Origin of the sequence: Nocardia sp. NPDC050630, assembly GCF_044457245.1 — a bacterium.
Taxonomy (GTDB): Bacteria; Actinomycetota; Actinomycetes; order Mycobacteriales; family Mycobacteriaceae; genus Nocardia.
Genome location: NZ_JBITGN010000037.1, coordinates 23,070 through 40,162, shown reverse-complemented (window position 1 = coordinate 40,162; position 17,093 = coordinate 23,070). Strand labels below are relative to the sequence as shown.

The following is a 17,093-nucleotide window of genomic DNA, read 5'->3' as shown; positions in this document are numbered from 1 at the left end:
CGGTCCCATTCCGAACCCGGAAGCTAAGGCCACCAGCGCCGATGGTACTGCACTCGACAGGGTGTGGGAGAGTAGGACACCGCCGGAACATCCTTCACGATAGGGGACCCAAAACTGGGTCCCCTATCGTCGTTTATGCACCTATATCTATGCCGTGTTCGGGCCCGACCGCCGACACGTGATTGAATTCAGAGGTTCGACAACCTCTGGCGGAACCTAGAAAGGGGCCACCGTGTCGGAACAGAACGACGGCCGGAAGTCCTTCCGGCAGGGCGGTCCCGACCGCGATCGAGGCAGCGCCTCTCGCGGCTCCTCCGACCGAGGTGATTCCGGCGAACGGCGCGGCTTCAAACGCAGCAGCGACGCCACCCGGAGTGGCTCCAGCGACCGCGGCGACTCCAACCGCCGCAACGATTCCGACGATCGCAGCTCCGGCGACCGGGGCGGTTTCAAGCGCAGCGGATCCGGCGAGCGCGGTGACTCAGGTAGTCGTGGCGGCTTCAATCGTGCCGATGATCGCGGTGGTTTCAACCGGGGCGGTGGCCGCAGCGGTTTCGATCGCGGCGACTCGGGTCAACGTGGCGATTCCGGCGAGCGTGGTTCCAGCCGCGGCGGTTCGGGTGAGCGCGGTGGATTCAAGCGCTCGGGTGATTCCGCAGATCGTAGTGGTCCCAACCGGGGCGGTTCCGGCGAGCGCGGCGGATTCAACCGCAGTGCCGATTCGGGCCGACGCGGTGATGCGGGCGAGCGTGGCGGTTTCAGCCGAGGTGGCTCCAGCGAGCGCGGCCGTTTGGACCGTAGCGATTCCGGCGAGCGCGGTTTCACCCATGATTCCGGCGAGCGCCGTGGCTTCAAGCGCGGAGGCGATTCCGGACAACGCAGTGACTCCGGCGATCGAAGTGGCTTCGGCCGCAGCGGTTCTGGGGACCGTAGCGGTTCCAGTCGAGGTCCCGGCGATCGAAGTGGCTTCAGCCGCGGTGGTTCAAGTGAGCGCGGTGGTTTCGACCGTGGTGGTTCAAGTGAGCGCGGTGGTTTCGACCGTGGTGGTTCAAGTGAGCGCGGTGGTTTCAACCGTGGTGGTTCCGGCGAGCGCGGTGGTTTCGACCGTGGTGGTTCCGGCGAGCGTGGCGGTTTCAGCCGTGGTGACTCGGGTGAGCGCGGTGGTTTCAAGCGTGGTGGCGACTCGGCTCGGCGTGGCGATGTGAACGAAGGTGGTGGGTTCAAGCGGCGCGATGACGCCGGTCAGCGTGGCGGGTTCAACCGTGGCGGTGACTCCGGTGGTCGCGGCGACTCCAGTCAGCGCGGTGGCTGGAACCGTGGCGACGATGCGCAGGATCGCCGTCGCGGTGGCGAGGGCGCACGTGCCGGGGGCGGTTCGGCTGAGCGACGCGCTCCGCGTCCCGAAGAACCCGATCTGCCCGATGATGTCCAGGCCACCGATCTCGAAACCGAGGTGCGCCGCGATCTGTTGAGCCTGGACAAGGGCAACGCGGAAACCGTAGCCCGGCATCTCGTGATGGCGGCTCGACTCATTGATGACGACCCGCGTCTTGCCCTGGCTCACGCACGGGCGGCGCGCCAACGAGCAGGCCGCATCGCTGTGGTCCGCGAAACCGCGGGCGTCACTGCCTACCATGCGGGCGAATGGGCCGAAGCTCTTTCCGAGTTGCGCACCGCCCGCCGGATGTCCGGTGGTTCCGGTCTGCTCGCCGTCATGGCCGACTGCGAACGCGGCCTCGGTCGCCCCGAGCGCGCCATCGAACTGGGTCGCAGCGACGAAGCCCGCGCCCTGCGCGGTGACGAGGCCACCGAACTCCGCATCGTGGTCGCCGGTGCACGCATGGACCTCGGCCAATACGACCAGGCCGTAGTCACCCTGCAAACCTCGGAACTCGACCCCTCCCGCACCGGCTCTGCCGCAGCCCGCCTCTTCTACGCTTACGCCGACGCCCTGGTCGCCGCAGGCCGCACGGCCGAGGGCCTCACCTGGTTCCTCAACGCCGCCTCCGCCGACCTCGACGGCGAAACCGACGCCGAGGAACGTGCCGAGGAATTAACCGGCGACGCCGAGCTGTAAGTAGCGCCCGCTAGACCCCGATACCGAACAGTTCGTCAGCCACAGCGCAGGCCCCAAGTTCCGGTCTGTTCGCCGGACCGGGCATGGAATGCGCGAGCGCAGCGCTTGTTCTGCAGAGTCGCCATGATGCCCCATATTTGGGCGTAGCCCATCCAGCGAGGGCGTGGCGTCAGAGATTGTGCTCGATGGCCGTCGGGGCTGAACAGGGCATGGAACGCGCGAGCGCAGCGCTTGTCCGGCGGGTTCGGCACGATGCCCCCGTGTTTGGCGATCCCCAATCGTCGAGGGCGTGGCTATTGATATTGCGCACGCTGCGCTCGATGGCCGTGGGGTTCTCGTCTGCTCGGCGTCATGGCATGGAATAGGTGGGCGCAGCGCTTGTCCGGCAGGGTGGGCACGACGCCCGCGTTTGGGCGTTGGCCAGCCGCTATGGGGTGGGTTTCAGAGATTGCGCATCGTCGGCCGGATGTGCGGTGGTTACGGTCTGGTCGCCGGTCGTGGCCTACTGCGAATGCGGCCTCGGTCGTCCCGATCCCGAACGGGTCATCGAAGTTGGCTCGAGTCGTCGAAACAGGTAGGTGGTGTCGCACAACACGCTGGCTATGAGGTGTCGCCCAACGTGCTCGCGATTCGGGTGGGCGCTCGGAATGGGCTTGCGGCATATGGTCGGTCGACGCCGTCATTTTCCTGTCGGCGGGCTGGCGTAGGGTTCGTGGACGGCAAGTTGTCGGTCGGTGACGTGGAGTGAGAGTGGTGTGAATCGGCTACGAGAGCGGTATGCAGCCCTGCTGCTGGATCTGGACGGCACGCTGTATCGCGGGCACGAGGTGATCGAGGGCGCGCCGGAGGCGTTGGCGGACTCCGTTGTGACACAGCGGCTTGTGTATGTGACGAACAACGCGAGCCGCGGTCCCGATGTCGTTGCGCGGCATTTGGCCGAGCTGGGATTCGCGGCGGAAACCGACGATGTCGTGACCAGTGCGCAGGCGGCGGCACGGTTGTTGGCGGAGCGGCTCGATTCCGGGGCGACGGTGTTGATCGTAGGCACCGATGACCTGGCCAAGGAGGTCGAAGCGGTCGGGCTGCGGTCGATCCGGCGTTTCAACGGTGCCGCGCCCGATGCTGTCGTACAAGGACATTCACCCGAAACCGCGTGGCCGGATCTGGCCGAAGCGGCCTACGCACTGAGCGCCGACGCGCTGTGGGTCGCCGCGAACACTGATAAGACGCTGCCGAATGAGCGCGGCCTCGCGCCCGGCAACGGCGCCATGGTCGCCGCACTGCGCGCCGTCTCCGGCAGGGAGCCGGTAGTAGCGGGCAAACCCTATGCGCCACTGCTAGAGGATGCCTTGGTGCGCGCTGGAACGCGCAGCGCGCTGGTGGTGGGCGACCGCCTGGACACCGATATCGAGGGCGCCAACGGCGTCGGTCTCGAATCTCTGCTGGTACTGACCGGTGTGAGCACCCTCGACGAACTACATGACGCCCCGGCGGAGCTGATCCCGACCTATGTCGCGGAGTCATTGGACGCACTGAACCATCCGCCGGTCGAGGACGAGGCGACCGACGTCGCCGACGACTTGACGCAACGCCTACGCCGTAACCCCGGAAGAGCCGTAAGGGTGCGGGCGGCCGGTTCGGAAATCCGATAGCGTTGACCCCACGATGACTACTCCGATGCCACGCCCCAACGGACCCGGCTCGAACGGACCGCGCCCCGGGCCGCCGCTGCCCGGCCAGCATCTGCCGGGTGCACAGGGACGCCCGGAGCCTGCCGATCCGACGCGGATCCGCGCCGAGATCGACAGTCTGCTCGCCGAACTCGACGCCCGTCCGGCCTGGACCGGCCTGGCGGCGCCCCAGCCGACGGATGCTGATTCCGGCGCCGATATCACCCGGCGCGCCCGCATCCTGGAGCAGGCACATGAGGTGCTCGTACAGGCACTGGCCACGGTGGACAAGATCTGAGGTGGTCAGGCGCGCTCGGGTGGACGCCGAACTGGTTCGCCGCGGATTGGCGCGATCGCGTGAACATGCGGTCGAGCTGATCGGTGCGGGCCGCGTCCTGATTGCTGGAACGGTCGCCGTGAAGCCGGCGACCGCTGTCGAGGCGGGTACGCCGTTGATCGTGCGCGAGGAGCCAGACGAGGTGTCGTGGGCCTCGCGTGGTGCGCACAAGCTGCTCGGTGCGTTGGAAGCATTCGAACCCCAGGGCTTGACCGTCGCGGGGAAGCGCTGCCTGGATGCCGGTGCCTCGACCGGCGGCTTTACCGATGTACTGCTTTCCAGGCAAGCGCGTGCGGTCGTCGCCGTCGATGTCGGTTACGGCCAGCTGATCTGGCGGCTGCAGAACGACGAGAGGGTGCGGGTTCTCGACCGCACCAATGTCCGTGCCATCACCCCCGAATCCATCGGCGGCACCGTTGAGCTCGTTGTTGGCGATCTGTCGTTCATATCGCTGAATCTGGTGCTTCCCGCACTAGCGGCCTGCACCGCGGACGGTGGCGACCTGTTGCCCATGGTCAAACCCCAGTTCGAGGTCGGCAAGGAGCGAGTAGGCTCCGGCGGTGTGGTGCGGGATCCCGCATTGCGCGCGGAAGTGGTGCGCGATGTCGCGGCCGCCGCCGCCGAATTGGGCTTGCGCACCCTCGGGGTGGTGGCCAGCCCGCTGCCCGGCCCATCGGGCAATGTCGAATACTTTGTGTGGCTGCGTAAAGACGGGCAGTTCGAGTACGACGGCGAGCAGGTCGCCGTGCTCGTCGAACGTGCGGTTGAGGAGGGTCCACAGTGAACGCGCTGACGCCGGCCGCATCCAGGGAGATTCTGCTGGTTTCGCATCCGGGCCGGGCCGAGATCATCGAAACCGCCCATCGCGTCGCGAAGATCTTCGCGGATGCGGGCATCGGGCTGCGCGTGCTCGCGGACGAGGCGGATAGCACCCGATTCGACTGTGAGTCCGATACCCGCGGCGGGACGGCCGTCGCGGAACCGGGTGGATATCCCGCGCGCGTGGTCGAACACTGCCCGGACGCCGCGGTCGGCTGTGAGATGGTGCTCTCGCTCGGCGGTGACGGCACCTTCCTGCGCGCGGCCGAATTGGCCAGGCCAGCGGGGGTACCGGTGCTCGGAATCAATCTGGGCCGCATCGGTTTTCTCACCGAGGCCGAGGCCGAACATCTCGATGAGGCATTGGCCAGCGTGGTCCGCGGCGACTACCAGCTCGAGCATCGGATGACCATCGATGTGAACGTCCGGGTGGACGACGAGATCGTCGAAACCGGTTGGGCGCTCAATGAAGCCAGCATCGAGAACGCCTCGCGTATGGGTGTGCTCGAGGTGGTCTTGGAAGTCGACGGGCGGCCGGTTTCGCAATTCGGCTGCGACGGCATCCTTATCTCCACACCGACCGGATCGACCGCCTATGCGTTCTCCGCGGGTGGCCCAGTGGTGTGGCCGGAACTCGAAGCGCTGCTGGTGATTCCGAGCAATGCGCACGCCCTGTTCGCGCGGCCGCTCGTGACCAGTCCGGAATCCAGGATCGCGGTCGAATCCGTTGCGGTGGGCCATGATGCGATAGTTTTCCTGGATGGTAGGCGCACCTTGGCATTGCCGAAGGGCGGGCGACTCGAAGCGGTCCGCGGTGCCGAACCGGTGCGGTGGGTGCGGTTGGATTCCGCACCGTTCGCCGACCGGATGGTGCGCAAATTCCAATTGCCCGTGACAGGCTGGCGTGGCCGACGGCGAACGGAGATCACACGTGCTGACAGAGATCAGGATTGACGGGCTTGGCGTCATATCCACGGCTACCGCGCAATTCCATGAGGGCCTGACGGTTCTTACCGGTGAGACCGGTGCCGGTAAGACCATGGTGGTGACCAGCCTGCACCTGCTCAGCGGGGCGCGGGCCGATGCGGGACGCGTCCGGTTGGGTGCGGAACGGGCCGTGGTCGAGGGGCGGTTCACTGTCGACGAGGTGAACACGACCGCGCAGAAGCAGGTGCAGGAAGTCCTGGAATCGGCTGCGGCCGAACCCGATGACGACGGCAGCATCATCGCGATCCGTACCGTCGGCAGTGATGGACGCTCCCGCGCGCATCTCGGTGGACGCGGCGTACCCGCGTCTGTCCTGGCCGATTTCACCGCGCCGCTGTTGACTGTGCACGGTCAGAACGACCAACTGCGGCTGCAGCGTCCGGATCAACAGTTGTCCGCCCTGGATCAGTTCGCCGCCGATGCGGTTGGTTCGCTGCTGCGCAAGTACCAGGTGCAGCGCCGATCCTGGCTCGACGCCCGCAATGAGCTGCTCGAACGTACCGCGCGCAGTAGGGAACTCGCGCTCGAGGCCGACCGGCTCAAGTATTCATTGTCAGAGATCGATGCCATCGCACCGGAACCCGGCGAGGATGAGCGCATCGTAGACGAGGTGCGCAGGCTCAGTGATCTGGATTCGTTGCGTGAGGCCGCTGCGGTCGCGCACGATGCCTTGGCAGGTCCCGCCGATTCGCCCGAAGAGGGTTCGGGTGCACTGGAATTGCTCGGTGCCGCGCGTGCCCGCATCGAATCGGCCCACGATCCGGCACTGACCGCGCTCGGGCCGCGGCTCGGTGAGGCCATCGCAGTGGTCGTCGATTTGACCACCGAACTCAGTGGCTATCTTTCGGATTTGCCTTCGGACCCGGGGGCTTTGGATTCGCTGCTCACCCGGCAGGCGGAATTGAAATCGCTGACCCGCAAGTACGCGCCGGATATCGACGGGGTGATCGCTTGGGCGGAGGAGGCGCGGGCGCGTCTGGGCTCGCTCGATGTCTCCGAGGAGGCGCTGGCCGCGCTGGCGACGGAGGTGGATATCGCCGCGGACCGCGTTCGTGAGGCCGCACGCAAATTGACCGCGGCGCGCACCAAGTCGGCGGGCAAGCTGGCTGCCGCGGTGAGCGCCGAACTCGGTGGGCTCGCGATGGGTAAGGCGAAGCTCGAGGTCGTGGTGCGGCCGGTGCCCGCGAGTCCGCAGGATTCCGCGCCGCTGACGGTGGACGGGCAGGAATTGCATGCGGGGTCGACCGGTGTCGACGAAGTGGAATTCCGGCTGTCCGCGCATTCGGGTGCGCAGTCATTGCCGTTGAGCAAGAGCGCATCCGGTGGTGAACTCTCGCGCGTGATGCTGGCGCTCGAAGTGGTGCTCGCCAGTTCCGATCACGGTGCGACGATGGTTTTCGACGAGGTCGACGCCGGTGTCGGCGGCCGGGCCGCGGTCGAGATCGGTCGTCGGCTGGCCCGGCTCGCGCGCACCCATCAGGTGATCGTGGTGACCCACCTGCCGCAGGTCGCCGCATTCGCCGATACCCATCTGGTGGTGGATAAGTCCGATGACGGCAAGGGCAAGGTCAACAGCGGCGTCCGGGCATTGACCAAGGATGAGCGCGTCATCGAATTGGCCCGCATGCTGGCCGGTCTCGATGACACCGAAACCGGCCGAGCTCACGCCGAGGAACTGCTCGCAACCGCCCGCGCCGAGCGCGCCCTCGCCTGACAGATTCAGCGCAGGGCTTTTTGGGCGCCCTTGATGAACTGGTTGATCAGGTTCTTCAGACCGAATTCCACAACCTTCGCGGGAACGGGGAGGCTGGGCTCGGATTCCATCGTGTAGGAGATCAGGGTGCCGTTATCGGCATCGGTGAAGGTAATGGTGCCGACATGCCGCTTCACCGGGACGCCCTTGATGATCTTGTATTCCATCAATTCGCCGGGAACGAGCTTGGTGGTCTCCTCGACGAAGCCGAGGCCGCCCTTGCCGATGAGGTACTGCGCACCGACGCCATTCGGGGTGGGCGAGCCGGGGGTCTTCAGAGTGAAGTCGACCGGGATGTAGGGGTTGATGCCATCGCGCTCGGTGAAGAACTTGTAGACGACATCGCGCGGTGCCGCGATCACGGCGTCGACGGTGCTGCTGACCATAGTGACTCCTCTTCGAGATATCTGTGACCCGCAGCATACGGGTACTGATTGGTGCGCCCTCGGCGCGGCGTGGTGTTCCTGTTATCACAGTGACGGATGTGACTGGTGAGTCGGCGCGCCTCCACCAATGGTTGAGGGTTTGGAGCCAGGATCGGCCCCATGAAGATGTTGGCGTTGTTGTCGAAGAGCACCGAATCGCTACCCGGGCTGACCGGGACAGCTCGGGTTGACCGCAACACCAGGCGTCTGCTGAAGCGGGTCGGGCCCGGTGATGTCGTAATACTCGATGAGATGGACTTGGATCGGCTCACCGCCGATCGGTTGGTCCAGGCGGGCGTGGCCGCGGTGGTGAATACATCGCCATCGATTTCGGGCCGCTATCCCAATCTGGGACCGGAAGTGCTGGTCGCCAATGGAATTTTGCTGCTGGACACGGTCAGTTCGGATGCCTTCCGGATCAAGGACGGCACCAAAGTCCGTATCGATGAGGGCGTCGTCTACTCCGACAAACTGGTCAAGAAGGAGCCCGAGGTCCTGGTCACGGCCATCGAGCTGACCGAATCCGATATCGCCGAGCGGATGATCGAGGCGCGCAACGGCCTCGCCGATCATCTGGAGGCCTTCGCTGGCAACACCATCGAATTCATCCGCACCGAGAGTGCGCTGCTCATCGACGGTATCGGGGTGCCGGAGCTAGAACTGAACATGAGGAATCGGCATGTGGTGGTGGTGGCCGACGGCCCGGACCATGCGGACGACCTCAAGCGACTGAAGCCGTTCATCAAGGAGTATGCCCCGATCATGGTCGGCGTGGGCCGTGGCGCGGACACCTTGATGAAGCAGGGCTACCGCCTCGATCTGATCGTCGGCGACCCGGACGAAATCACCACCGCCACTTTGAAATGCGGTGCGGAGATGATCCTGCCCGCCGATACCGACGGCCACGCCAAGGGACTGGAACGCATCCAGGATCTCGGCGTCGGCGCGACGACCTTCCCCTCATCCGGCGCACCTGCCGACCTGGCGCTGCTGCTGGCCCACCATCACGGCGCATCGCTCATCGTGACCGCGGGTGCCCCCGCATCGCTGGACGATTTCTTCGACCGCGGCCGCCGCGACAGCAACCCGGCGACCTTTCTCACCCGACTGAAAATCGGCACTGAACTCATGGATGCCAAGGCCGTCGCCACGCTCTACCGAAACCGGGGGTCCGGTACGGCCATCGCGATGGTCGTACTCGCCGCACTGGTCGCGGTGATCGTGGCGATGCTGGCATCGAATATGGGGACCGAGGCACTGGATTGGGCTGCCGATACCTGGAATCGGTTCGAGCTATGGGCTCAGGGCCTAGCCGGTTCTGGAGGCAACCGATGATTTCGATTCGGCAGCACGCGGTTTCGATTGTCGCGATCTTCCTGGCCCTCGCCCTCGGCGTGGTGCTCGGGTCACAGACCGTGGCGGCGGACCTGCTGTCCGGATTGCGCGCGGATAAGACGGATCTGCGCAAACAGCTCGACGCGGCCACCGATCAGAACCGGCGCTTCGGCGACGAAATGAATGCCGCGGATCGGTTCATCGCCGGGTCGGCGGGGCGCATTCTCGGCGGCACGCTGACCGATCGCGGCGTCGTGATGTTCACGACCCCCGATGCCGAACCCGCCGACGTCGAGGCCGTCGCGAAGGATCTGGAAGTCTCGGGTGCCATCGTGACCGGCCGCATCGCACTCACCGACGCCTTCTTCGACGCCGCAGAGGGCGACCGGATGCGTACCGCGGTCACCAATGTCATTCCCGCGGGCGCGCAGCTGCGCACCGGTCAGGTGGATCAGGGCAGTATGGCGGGCGATCTGCTCGGCCTGGTGCTGCTGCTCGATCCGGCGAGCGCGCAACCGCGCAGCACCCCGCAGGAGTTGAGTCTGGTGCTCGAGACGTTGCGCGGCGGTGGTTTTCTCGCCTACGGCGACACTCCGACGCAGGTCGCGAACCTCGCCGTTGTCGTCACCGGCGACGGCGCGAAGTCCGGCGAGAACAGCCAGGGCAGCAATGTCGCCCGATTCGCGGGCGCTCTGCGTGGTCGCGGCACTGGTGTGGTGCTCGCGGGTCGATCCGGCGCCGCCGACAATCCGGGGCCGATCGCGATCATTCGTTCCGATGCGGCGCTGGCCACGGCCGTCACCACCGTCGACAATCTCGACCGCGATATCGGCCGTGTCACCACCGTGCTCGGCCTGAGCGAGCAGCTCAACGGTGGTGCGGGCCGATACGGAACCGGCACCAAGGCGACCTCTCTCACACTCGTCGCACTGCCCGCGAGCTGATCCGCACGTCCGGCGATGCCCCGTGCTGGGAACATGGCGCGTGGCCGGGGCCGATCGATGGCAGCGACTCGGTGGCAAACGTGCGTGGGGTGTGATCAGACCAGCAATTTCGTGTTACCGTGAAGACCCGTGGGTCATACACGGAATCAGGCGCGAACGGCCACGAAGCACATCTTCGTCAGCGGTGGTGTCGCCTCCTCATTGGGTAAGGGTCTTACCGCCTCCAGCCTCGGTCAGTTGCTGACCGCGCGCGGACTGCGGGTGACCATGCAGAAACTCGACCCGTACTTGAACGTCGATCCGGGCACCATGAATCCGTTCCAGCACGGAGAAGTGTTCGTCACCGAAGACGGCGCGGAGACCGATCTCGATGTCGGCCACTACGAGCGTTTCCTCGATCGCGATCTGTCCAAGGACGCGAATGTGACTACCGGGCAAATCTATTCGTCGGTGATCGCCAAGGAGCGACGCGGCGAATACCTCGGTGACACCGTGCAGGTGATCCCGCACATCACCGATGAGATCAAGAGTCGCATCCTGGCGATGCAGGGCCCGGATCTGCAGGGGCAGGTGCCCGATGTGGTGATCACCGAAATCGGTGGCACCGTCGGTGATATCGAATCGCAGCCGTTCCTCGAGGCCGCGCGCCAGATCCGCCACGATGTGGGCCGGGACAACGTGTTCTTCCTGCACGTATCGCTGGTGCCCTACCTCGCGCCATCGGGTGAGCTCAAAACCAAGCCGACCCAGCATTCGGTGGCTGCGCTGCGCAATATCGGAATCCAGCCCGACGCGCTGATCCTGCGTTGCGATCGCGAGGTGCCCCAGGCGCTCAAGAGCAAGATCGCGCTGATGTGCGACGTCGATGTGGACGCGTGCATCTCCACTCCGGACGCGCCGTCGATCTACGACATTCCCAAGGTGCTGCACCGTGAGGGCTTGGACGCCTATGTGGTGCGCAGGCTCGGACTGCCGTTCCGCGACGTGGACTGGACCGTGTGGGGCGATCTGCTGGATCGGGTGCATCAGCCGCGGGAGACGGTCGAGGTCGCACTGGTCGGCAAATACGTCGATCTGCCCGATGCCTATCTGTCGGTGACCGAGGCGTTGCGTGCGGGCGGATTCGCCTCGCGGGCCAAGGTGAATATCCGCTGGGTGCAGTCCGATGAGTGCGAAACCCCGACGGGTGCGCAGGCCGCGCTGCGCGATGTGGACGCGGTGCTGATTCCGGGCGGATTCGGTATCCGCGGCATCGAGGGCAAGGTCGGCGCCATCAAATATGCGCGGACCAGGGGGCTTCCGCTGCTCGGCCTGTGTCTGGGCCTGCAGTGTGTGGTCATCGAGGCCGCGCGTTCGGTCGGTCTGGCCGAAGCCAATTCGGCCGAATTCGAGCCCGACACACCGCATCCGGTGATTTCCACCATGGCCGATCAGAAAGAGATCGTCGCCGGTGAGGCCGATCTCGGCGGCACCATGCGCCTGGGTGCGTACCCGGCGACGTTGCAGAAGGGGTCGGTGGTCGCACAGGCCTACGGCACCGACCAGGTCTCCGAGCGGCACCGGCATCGCTACGAGGTGAACAACGCCTACCGCGACAAGATCGCCACCAGCGGTTTGAAATTCAGCGGTACCTCCCCCGACGGGCATCTGGTCGAATTCGTCGAGCTGCCCGCGGATAAGCATCCGTTCTTCGTGGCCACCCAGGCTCATCCGGAACTCAAGAGCCGCCCCACCCGGCCGCATCCGCTGTTCGCGGCGCTGATCGCGGCGGCGCTGAAATATAAACTGGCGGAGCGGCTTCCGGTCGATATCCCGGACGAAGAGTTCGCGAACGCAGATCAGGCTTCGTAGATGAGTGAAAACGGGGGAGCCCAGCCGGGCAGCCACGACTTCGAGACCGTGGCGAGCAAGACCATGTACAGCGGCGCCATCCTCGCGTTGCGGCTCGACCAGGTGGCCATGCCGGGCGGACGCGTCGTCGAGCGCGAGGTGATCGAACATCATGCGGCGGTTGCCGTCGCGGCCATTGACGATGCCGACAATGTGGTGTTGATCAGGCAGTATCGGCATCCGATCGGTCGGCGGCTGCTCGAACTGCCCGCCGGACTGCTCGATGTGCCCGGCGAGGATCCGCTGGCCGCGGCCAAGCGCGAATTGGCCGAGGAGACCGGACTGGCCGCCAGGGAATGGTCGGTCTTGGTGGATGTCGCGCTCTCGCCCGGATTCACCGATGAGGTGCTGCGGGTGTATGCCGCGCGGGGTCTGTACGAAACCGACCGGCCGGAGCCGGAATTGGAGGAGGCGGACCTGGAATTGGTCCGCCTGCCCGTGGATGAGGCCGTGCGAGCCGCATTGGCCGGTGAGATCGTCAATGCCACGGCCGTTGCCGGTCTGCTCGCGCTCGCGGCGGCTAGGGCGAGTGAGGCGCAGTTGCGACCGGCCGACGCGCCGTGGCCGGGGCAGCCCACCGCCTTCCTGCGCCGCAGGGCGCAGCGGCAGTCCGCAGGCTGACGGGTCCGGGCGATGCTCGCACGGGAGGTGGACGCCTACCTCGATCATCTTGCGGTCGAGCGCGGCGCCGCCCGCAACACCCTTGGTGCGTACCGGCGCGATCTCGATCGGTATCGGGATTTCCTGACCGGGCGCGGGATTACGGTGCTGGAGCAGGTCTGCGAATCCGATGTCGCGGAGTTCACGATGGTGCTGCGGGCGGGCGGGCAGACGCACCCGCCTCTTGGCGCGAGTTCGGTCGCACGTGCGCTGATCGCGGTGCGCGGGCTTCATCGCTTCGCCGCGGCGGAGGGGGTGACGAGTACCGATGTCGCACATGCGGTGAAGCCACCCACGCCCGGACGGCGGTTGCCGAAGGCGCTGCCGTACGACCAGGTGCTGCGGTTGCTGGAGGCCGCGGGCGGCGGGCCCCTCGATGACTCGAATGGAGCCGGAACCGATGGCGGCCCGCGCGGATTGCGCGATCGGGCGCTGCTAGAGCTGCTGTATTCGACCGGGGCGCGGATTTCGGAGATGGTCGGACTCGATGTGGACGATCTCGATACCGAGGAACGGGCTGTTGTGTTGCACGGCAAGGGCGGCAAGCAGCGCATGGTTCCGATCGGCAGGCCCGCGCTGGCGGCTGTCGACGCATATCTGGTACGGGGTAGGCCGGTGCTCGCCGCGAACGGGAAAGGGACCGCGGGCGCGCTGTTTCTGAATGCCCGCGGCGGACGATTGTCGCGGCAGAGTGCCTGGCAGGTTTTGCAGACCGCCGCTGAGCGGGCTGGTATCGGGGCGACGGTTTCGCCGCATACGCTGCGTCATTCCTTCGCAACGCATTTGCTCGACGGGGGTGCGGATGTGCGCGTGGTTCAAGAACTTCTCGGACATGCTTCGGTGACGACCACTCAGATCTACACGTTGGTCACTGTGAACACGCTTCGTGAGGTTTGGGCCACCGCTCACCCGCGCGCTCGCTGAGTTCTGTGCCTTGCGCAGGATTTTGCGCGCCGAGTTCGGGTTAGCCCGACGAATCCGTGTGCGGTGTACAAAACATGCGCAGAGCGTATCGACCGGAAGAAATGGGACTACGGTCCGGTTGTGTTGGATGCGGGATCGGGTGGTCTCGGCATGCCGATGTGAGGTGAGTTGGATGGCAAGGGCTTTCATCGTTCAGGAGCGCGATGTCGAGGCGGTGTCGCTGCCCGGCGGCGGTTCGTTCCAGTTGCTCGAGGACAGTGTGAACACCGACGGGCTGTTCGGGGCGAATCGGCTCGTCCTGCAGGCTGGCGCGGATGGGACCAGGCCGCACCATCACACGAAGTCAACGGAGATCTTCTATGTCCTGAACGGGACAATGGAATTCCTCGTCGACGGCGAACGTCATGCGGTCGCGAAGGGTGGTCTGGTGGTGGTTCCGCCGGATATTGTGCATGCCTTCGGGGCGTCCGTGGACGGTCCCGCCGAGTTCTTCGCGGTACTCACACCAGGTATCGTCCGGTTCGAGTACTTCCGGCAACTCGGTCGTATCGCTCGGGGTGAAGCGGATTGGGACAGTATGGATGAACTCCACGATCGGTTCGACGTCCATTTCGACGGTGGACCGGATTGGCGTTAGGGGAGTGGATGCCCGCGCAGGTAAACGCGGGTGTCGCGTGTCCGAGCGTGGGTCTTGCGCTGTCAAGCGGTAGCGTCTATCGAGAGCTGGACCGTGCGAAAGTGAGGTCGGGCCTGATCGGCCTCGCTACGCTCGGGCAGATGATGCCGGAGGCGGCGAAGGCAACGGGCAGGAACGTATAAGGAGCAGCGGATCGTGACGACAGCCGGTGCGGCAGAGCCGCCGATGAGTGCTGGGGCGCAGCCGCTTACGGGTCCCCGAACGGGTCCGTACTCGGCAGCTGCGGCGGAAACGCTGTGGGGCAACGGCGCTGAACCCGTCCCCGAGGATGCGACGCTCGGTCCGACTGGGCGCCCGCTGCGTGCCGTGCCCGAACCGCCGCCGATCGAGCATCACGGTGATGCGCTGATCGTCGCGATGTGCAATCAGAAGGGTGGCGTCGGCAAGACCACCTCGACCATCAACCTCGGCGCCGCGCTCGCGGAGTGCGGTCGGCGGGTGCTGCTGGTGGATCTGGATCCGCAGGGTGCGCTGTCGGCGGGATTGGGTGTGGCCCATCACGATCTCGATCTGACTGTGCACAACCTGCTCATCGGATCCAAGGTCTCGATCGACGATGTCCTGATGCAGACCCGCGTCGAGAATCTGGATTTGCTGCCGAGCAATATTGATCTGTCCGCGGCGGAAATCCAGCTGGTCAATGAGGTCGGCCGGGAGCAGACGCTCGGGCGTGCGCTGGAATCGGTACGTGATCGCTACGACTACATCCTCATCGACTGCCAGCCGTCGCTCGGGCTGCTCACGGTGAATGCGTTGGCCTGCTCCGATGGCGTGATCATTCCGATGGAGTGCGAGTACTTTTCGCTGCGCGGCCTCGCCCTGCTCAACGACACCGTGGAGAAGGTGCGCGACCGTCTGAACCCGCGGCTGAGCCTGTACGGCATCGTTGTGACCATGTTCGATGCACGGCTACTCCATTCGCGTCAGGTCATGGCGCGGGTCGTCGAGGTGTTCGGCGACCTGGTGTACGACACGGCGATCATGCGCACCGTGCGCTTTCCGGACGCCAGCGTCGCGGGTGAACCCATCACCACCTGGGCGCCGAAATCCAGTGGGGCCGAAGCATATCGGGCGATGGCGCGGGAAGTCATCCACCGGTCCGGCCGGTGATCGGCGGTACCGAACCGGCGCCATCGACGAACACGGATACGCTCGGCTCGGAGTCTGATGAGTTCGTCGATCGGGACTCCGACGCCGAGCGTATCGCGTCGACCGCGGACGATCTGCCGAGTAGATCTGGCGACGAGAGCCAACCGACGGCGCAGACATCCGGGTTCCAGCTGCGGCTGAGCAACTTCCAGGGGCCGTTCGATCTGCTGTTGAATCTGATCAGTTCGCGCAAGCTCGATGTCACCGAGGTCGCATTGCATCAGGTGACCGACGAATTCATCGCCTACACAAAGGCATTGACCGCCGACATCGGGCAGCAGGCGTTGCGTGCGGACAAGATCCTGGATCAGACCACCGAATTCCTGGTCGTCGCGGCGACACTGCTGGATCTCAAGGCGGCGCGACTGCTGCCGTCCGGTGAGATGACCGACGCGGAGGATCTCGAACTGCTCGAGGCGCGCGATCTGCTTTTTGCCCGGCTGCTGCAGTACCGGGCGTTCAAACAGGTCGCTGAGTTGCTCGGGGAACTGGAAGCGGTCGCGTTGCGACGCTATCCGCGTGCGGTCGGGCTGGAGGAGCGCTACGCCGACCTATTGCCCGAGGTTACGCTGGGAGTTGACGCGAACCAGTTCGCCGCGATCGCCGCAACGGCTTTCCGGCCGCGCCCGGCACCGCGGGTCGGACTCGACCATCTGCACCAGCACGCGTTCTCTGTCGCCGAACAGGCCGCGCTCGTGCTCGAACAGCTCAAACTGCGCGGACCGGGTGGTTGGACGACCTTCGGTGAACTGGTCGCGGACTGCGATGTGCCGATCCAGATCGTCGCCCGCTTCCTGGCACTGCTCGAGCTGTACCGGGGCAAGACGATCGAGTTCGACCAGCCCGACCCGCTCGGCCCACTCTCGATCAGCTGGACTGGCGACCCGAAGGACGACACCGCCGACACCATGACCATCGAGGAGGACTACGGGTGAGTGAGCGCACCGACGATGCGACACCCGTCGAGCACAACGGCATCGAGCATGACACCGCGATCGCAAGGGAGCAGGTCGACGATGCTGTATCAATCGCGCAGACCGACGACGCAGTACGCGCGAGCGCAGCGGAAACGGGCGATGAGGCGGCATCGTCGAGTGATGAGCGCATGGAAGACGCCACAGCGGCGAATGTGCCAGGAGCTCGCAGCAGTACGACACTGAGTTCGAGCGGCAATGTCGCGGCGGGCATGAGCGTGGCGGAATCGAGCGTCGACAGGGCAGCGAGCGGGCGTTCTGGGGCCATCGAAGCCGCCGTGGATGCCAATGCGCCAGGGACCGAGGGCACTGTGGCGGATTCGCGTGGTGGTGCTGCCCTGGACGCGGCGACCTCCGGCGACGCTGTCGGCAGTCGCATTGTCGACCCGGTTTCCTCTGGCACAGTCGAGCCGGGCCAGAGCGAACAGGCATCGGGCGGAGTCGAGGGCAGC

Annotated in this window: 16 protein-coding genes and 1 rRNA gene; 15 read left to right on the top strand and 2 right to left on the bottom strand. The window is 65.7% G+C overall.

The genetic code is table 11. The features are described from left to right. Positions 1-88: ribosomal RNA gene (gene rrf, locus ACIBG0_RS40480) — 5S ribosomal RNA — on the top strand; the annotation flags it as partial. 393 nt (positions 89-481) lie between these two features. On the opposite strand, the gene ACIBG0_RS40475 is transcribed toward rrf, so the two are convergent. Then, entirely contained in the window at positions 482-877 is a 396-nt protein-coding gene (locus ACIBG0_RS40475; protein ID WP_397040646.1) for a hypothetical protein, read from the bottom strand. Here ACIBG0_RS40475 and ACIBG0_RS40470 point away from each other — a divergent pair. The 6 genes from ACIBG0_RS40470 (at position 791) to recN (ending at position 7,604) form a co-directional block, all read left to right on the top strand. Continuing rightward, on the top strand, positions 791-2,077 hold the full coding sequence (locus tag ACIBG0_RS40470; protein WP_397040644.1) for a hypothetical protein: 1,287 nt from the start codon (positions 791-793) through the stop codon (positions 2,075-2,077). The genes ACIBG0_RS40475 and ACIBG0_RS40470 overlap by 87 nt on opposite strands. Before the next feature lie 755 nt (positions 2,078-2,832). Further along, entirely contained in the window at positions 2,833-3,729 is an 897-nt protein-coding gene (locus ACIBG0_RS40465) for an HAD-IIA family hydrolase (protein WP_397040637.1), read from the top strand. Between the two features lie 13 nt (positions 3,730-3,742). After that, on the top strand, positions 3,743-4,045 hold the full coding sequence (locus ACIBG0_RS40460; RefSeq protein ID WP_397040635.1) for a hypothetical protein: 303 nt from the start codon (positions 3,743-3,745) through the stop codon (positions 4,043-4,045). 1 nt (position 4,046) lies between these two features. Continuing rightward, a complete protein-coding gene (locus ACIBG0_RS40455; RefSeq protein ID WP_397040633.1) occupies positions 4,047-4,868 on the top strand; it encodes a TlyA family RNA methyltransferase in 822 nt (273 codons plus the stop codon). Next, entirely contained in the window at positions 4,865-5,857 is a 993-nt protein-coding gene (locus ACIBG0_RS40450; RefSeq protein WP_397040632.1) for an NAD kinase, read from the top strand. Before ACIBG0_RS40455 ends, ACIBG0_RS40450 begins: the two co-directional genes overlap by 4 nt. Next, a complete protein-coding gene (gene recN / locus ACIBG0_RS40445) occupies positions 5,835-7,604 on the top strand; it encodes a DNA repair protein RecN (protein WP_397040629.1) in 1,770 nt (589 codons plus the stop codon). The genes ACIBG0_RS40450 and recN overlap by 23 nt, the downstream gene beginning before the upstream one ends. Positions 7,605-7,609: 5 nt before the next feature. Here the strand turns inward: recN and ACIBG0_RS40440 are convergent, their stop codons facing one another. After that, on the bottom strand, positions 7,610-8,029 hold the full coding sequence (locus tag ACIBG0_RS40440) for an SRPBCC family protein (protein ID WP_397040627.1): 420 nt from the start codon (positions 8,027-8,029) through the stop codon (positions 7,610-7,612). A gap of 159 nt (positions 8,030-8,188) precedes the next feature. Between ACIBG0_RS40440 and steA the strand changes: the two genes are divergently transcribed. The 8 genes from steA to ACIBG0_RS40400 all read left to right on the top strand — a co-directional run bounded on the left by steA (position 8,189) and on the right by ACIBG0_RS40400 (position 16,602). Beyond that, positions 8,189-9,403, top strand: a complete 1,215-nt coding sequence (gene steA / locus ACIBG0_RS40435) for a putative cytokinetic ring protein SteA (protein WP_397040625.1) — start codon at positions 8,189-8,191, stop codon at positions 9,401-9,403. Then, complete coding sequence (locus ACIBG0_RS40430; RefSeq protein ID WP_397040623.1) at positions 9,400-10,347, top strand: copper transporter; 948 nt, start codon at positions 9,400-9,402, stop codon at positions 10,345-10,347. Before steA ends, ACIBG0_RS40430 begins: the two co-directional genes overlap by 4 nt. Positions 10,348-10,476: 129 nt before the next feature. Beyond that, entirely contained in the window at positions 10,477-12,198 is a 1,722-nt protein-coding gene (locus ACIBG0_RS40425) for a CTP synthase (protein ID WP_397040621.1), read from the top strand. Further along, complete coding sequence (locus ACIBG0_RS40420) at positions 12,199-12,858, top strand: NUDIX domain-containing protein (RefSeq protein ID WP_397040619.1); 660 nt, start codon at positions 12,199-12,201, stop codon at positions 12,856-12,858. It begins immediately after the preceding gene. 12 nt (positions 12,859-12,870) lie between these two features. Beyond that, positions 12,871-13,821, top strand: a complete 951-nt coding sequence (gene xerD, locus ACIBG0_RS40415) for a site-specific tyrosine recombinase XerD (protein ID WP_397040617.1) — start codon at positions 12,871-12,873, stop codon at positions 13,819-13,821. A gap of 172 nt (positions 13,822-13,993) precedes the next feature. Next, positions 13,994-14,458 carry a cupin domain-containing protein gene (locus ACIBG0_RS40410; RefSeq protein ID WP_397040615.1) on the top strand — a complete coding sequence of 155 codons (465 nt, stop codon included), beginning with the start codon at positions 13,994-13,996 and terminating at the stop codon, positions 14,456-14,458. 225 nt (positions 14,459-14,683) lie between these two features. After that, the gene (locus ACIBG0_RS40405; protein ID WP_397040642.1) at positions 14,684-15,628 is read left to right on the top strand and encodes a ParA family protein; all 945 of its coding nucleotides are present in this window, start codon (positions 14,684-14,686) and stop codon (positions 15,626-15,628) included. 113 nt (positions 15,629-15,741) lie between these two features. Then, a complete protein-coding gene (locus tag ACIBG0_RS40400) occupies positions 15,742-16,602 on the top strand; it encodes a segregation and condensation protein A (RefSeq protein WP_397040639.1) in 861 nt (286 codons plus the stop codon). Positions 16,603-17,093 lie beyond the last annotated feature (491 nt).

Coding starts and splice junctions, on each gene's coding strand:
- ACIBG0_RS40410 (WP_397040615.1), top strand. CDS start 13,994: ATGGCAAGGGCTTTCATCGTTCAGGAGCGCGATGTCGAGGCGGTGTCG.
- ACIBG0_RS40405 (WP_397040642.1), top strand. CDS start 14,684: ATGAGTGCTGGGGCGCAGCCGCTTACGGGTCCCCGAACGGGTCCGTAC.
- ACIBG0_RS40440 (WP_397040627.1), bottom strand. CDS start 8,029: ATGGTCAGCAGCACCGTCGACGCCGTGATCGCGGCACCGCGCGATGTC.
- ACIBG0_RS40420 (WP_397040619.1), top strand. CDS start 12,199: ATGAGTGAAAACGGGGGAGCCCAGCCGGGCAGCCACGACTTCGAGACC.
- steA (WP_397040625.1), top strand. CDS start 8,189: ATGAAGATGTTGGCGTTGTTGTCGAAGAGCACCGAATCGCTACCCGGG.
- ACIBG0_RS40430 (WP_397040623.1), top strand. CDS start 9,400: ATGATTTCGATTCGGCAGCACGCGGTTTCGATTGTCGCGATCTTCCTG.
- xerD (WP_397040617.1), top strand. CDS start 12,871: ATGCTCGCACGGGAGGTGGACGCCTACCTCGATCATCTTGCGGTCGAG.
- ACIBG0_RS40460 (WP_397040635.1), top strand. CDS start 3,743: ATGACTACTCCGATGCCACGCCCCAACGGACCCGGCTCGAACGGACCG.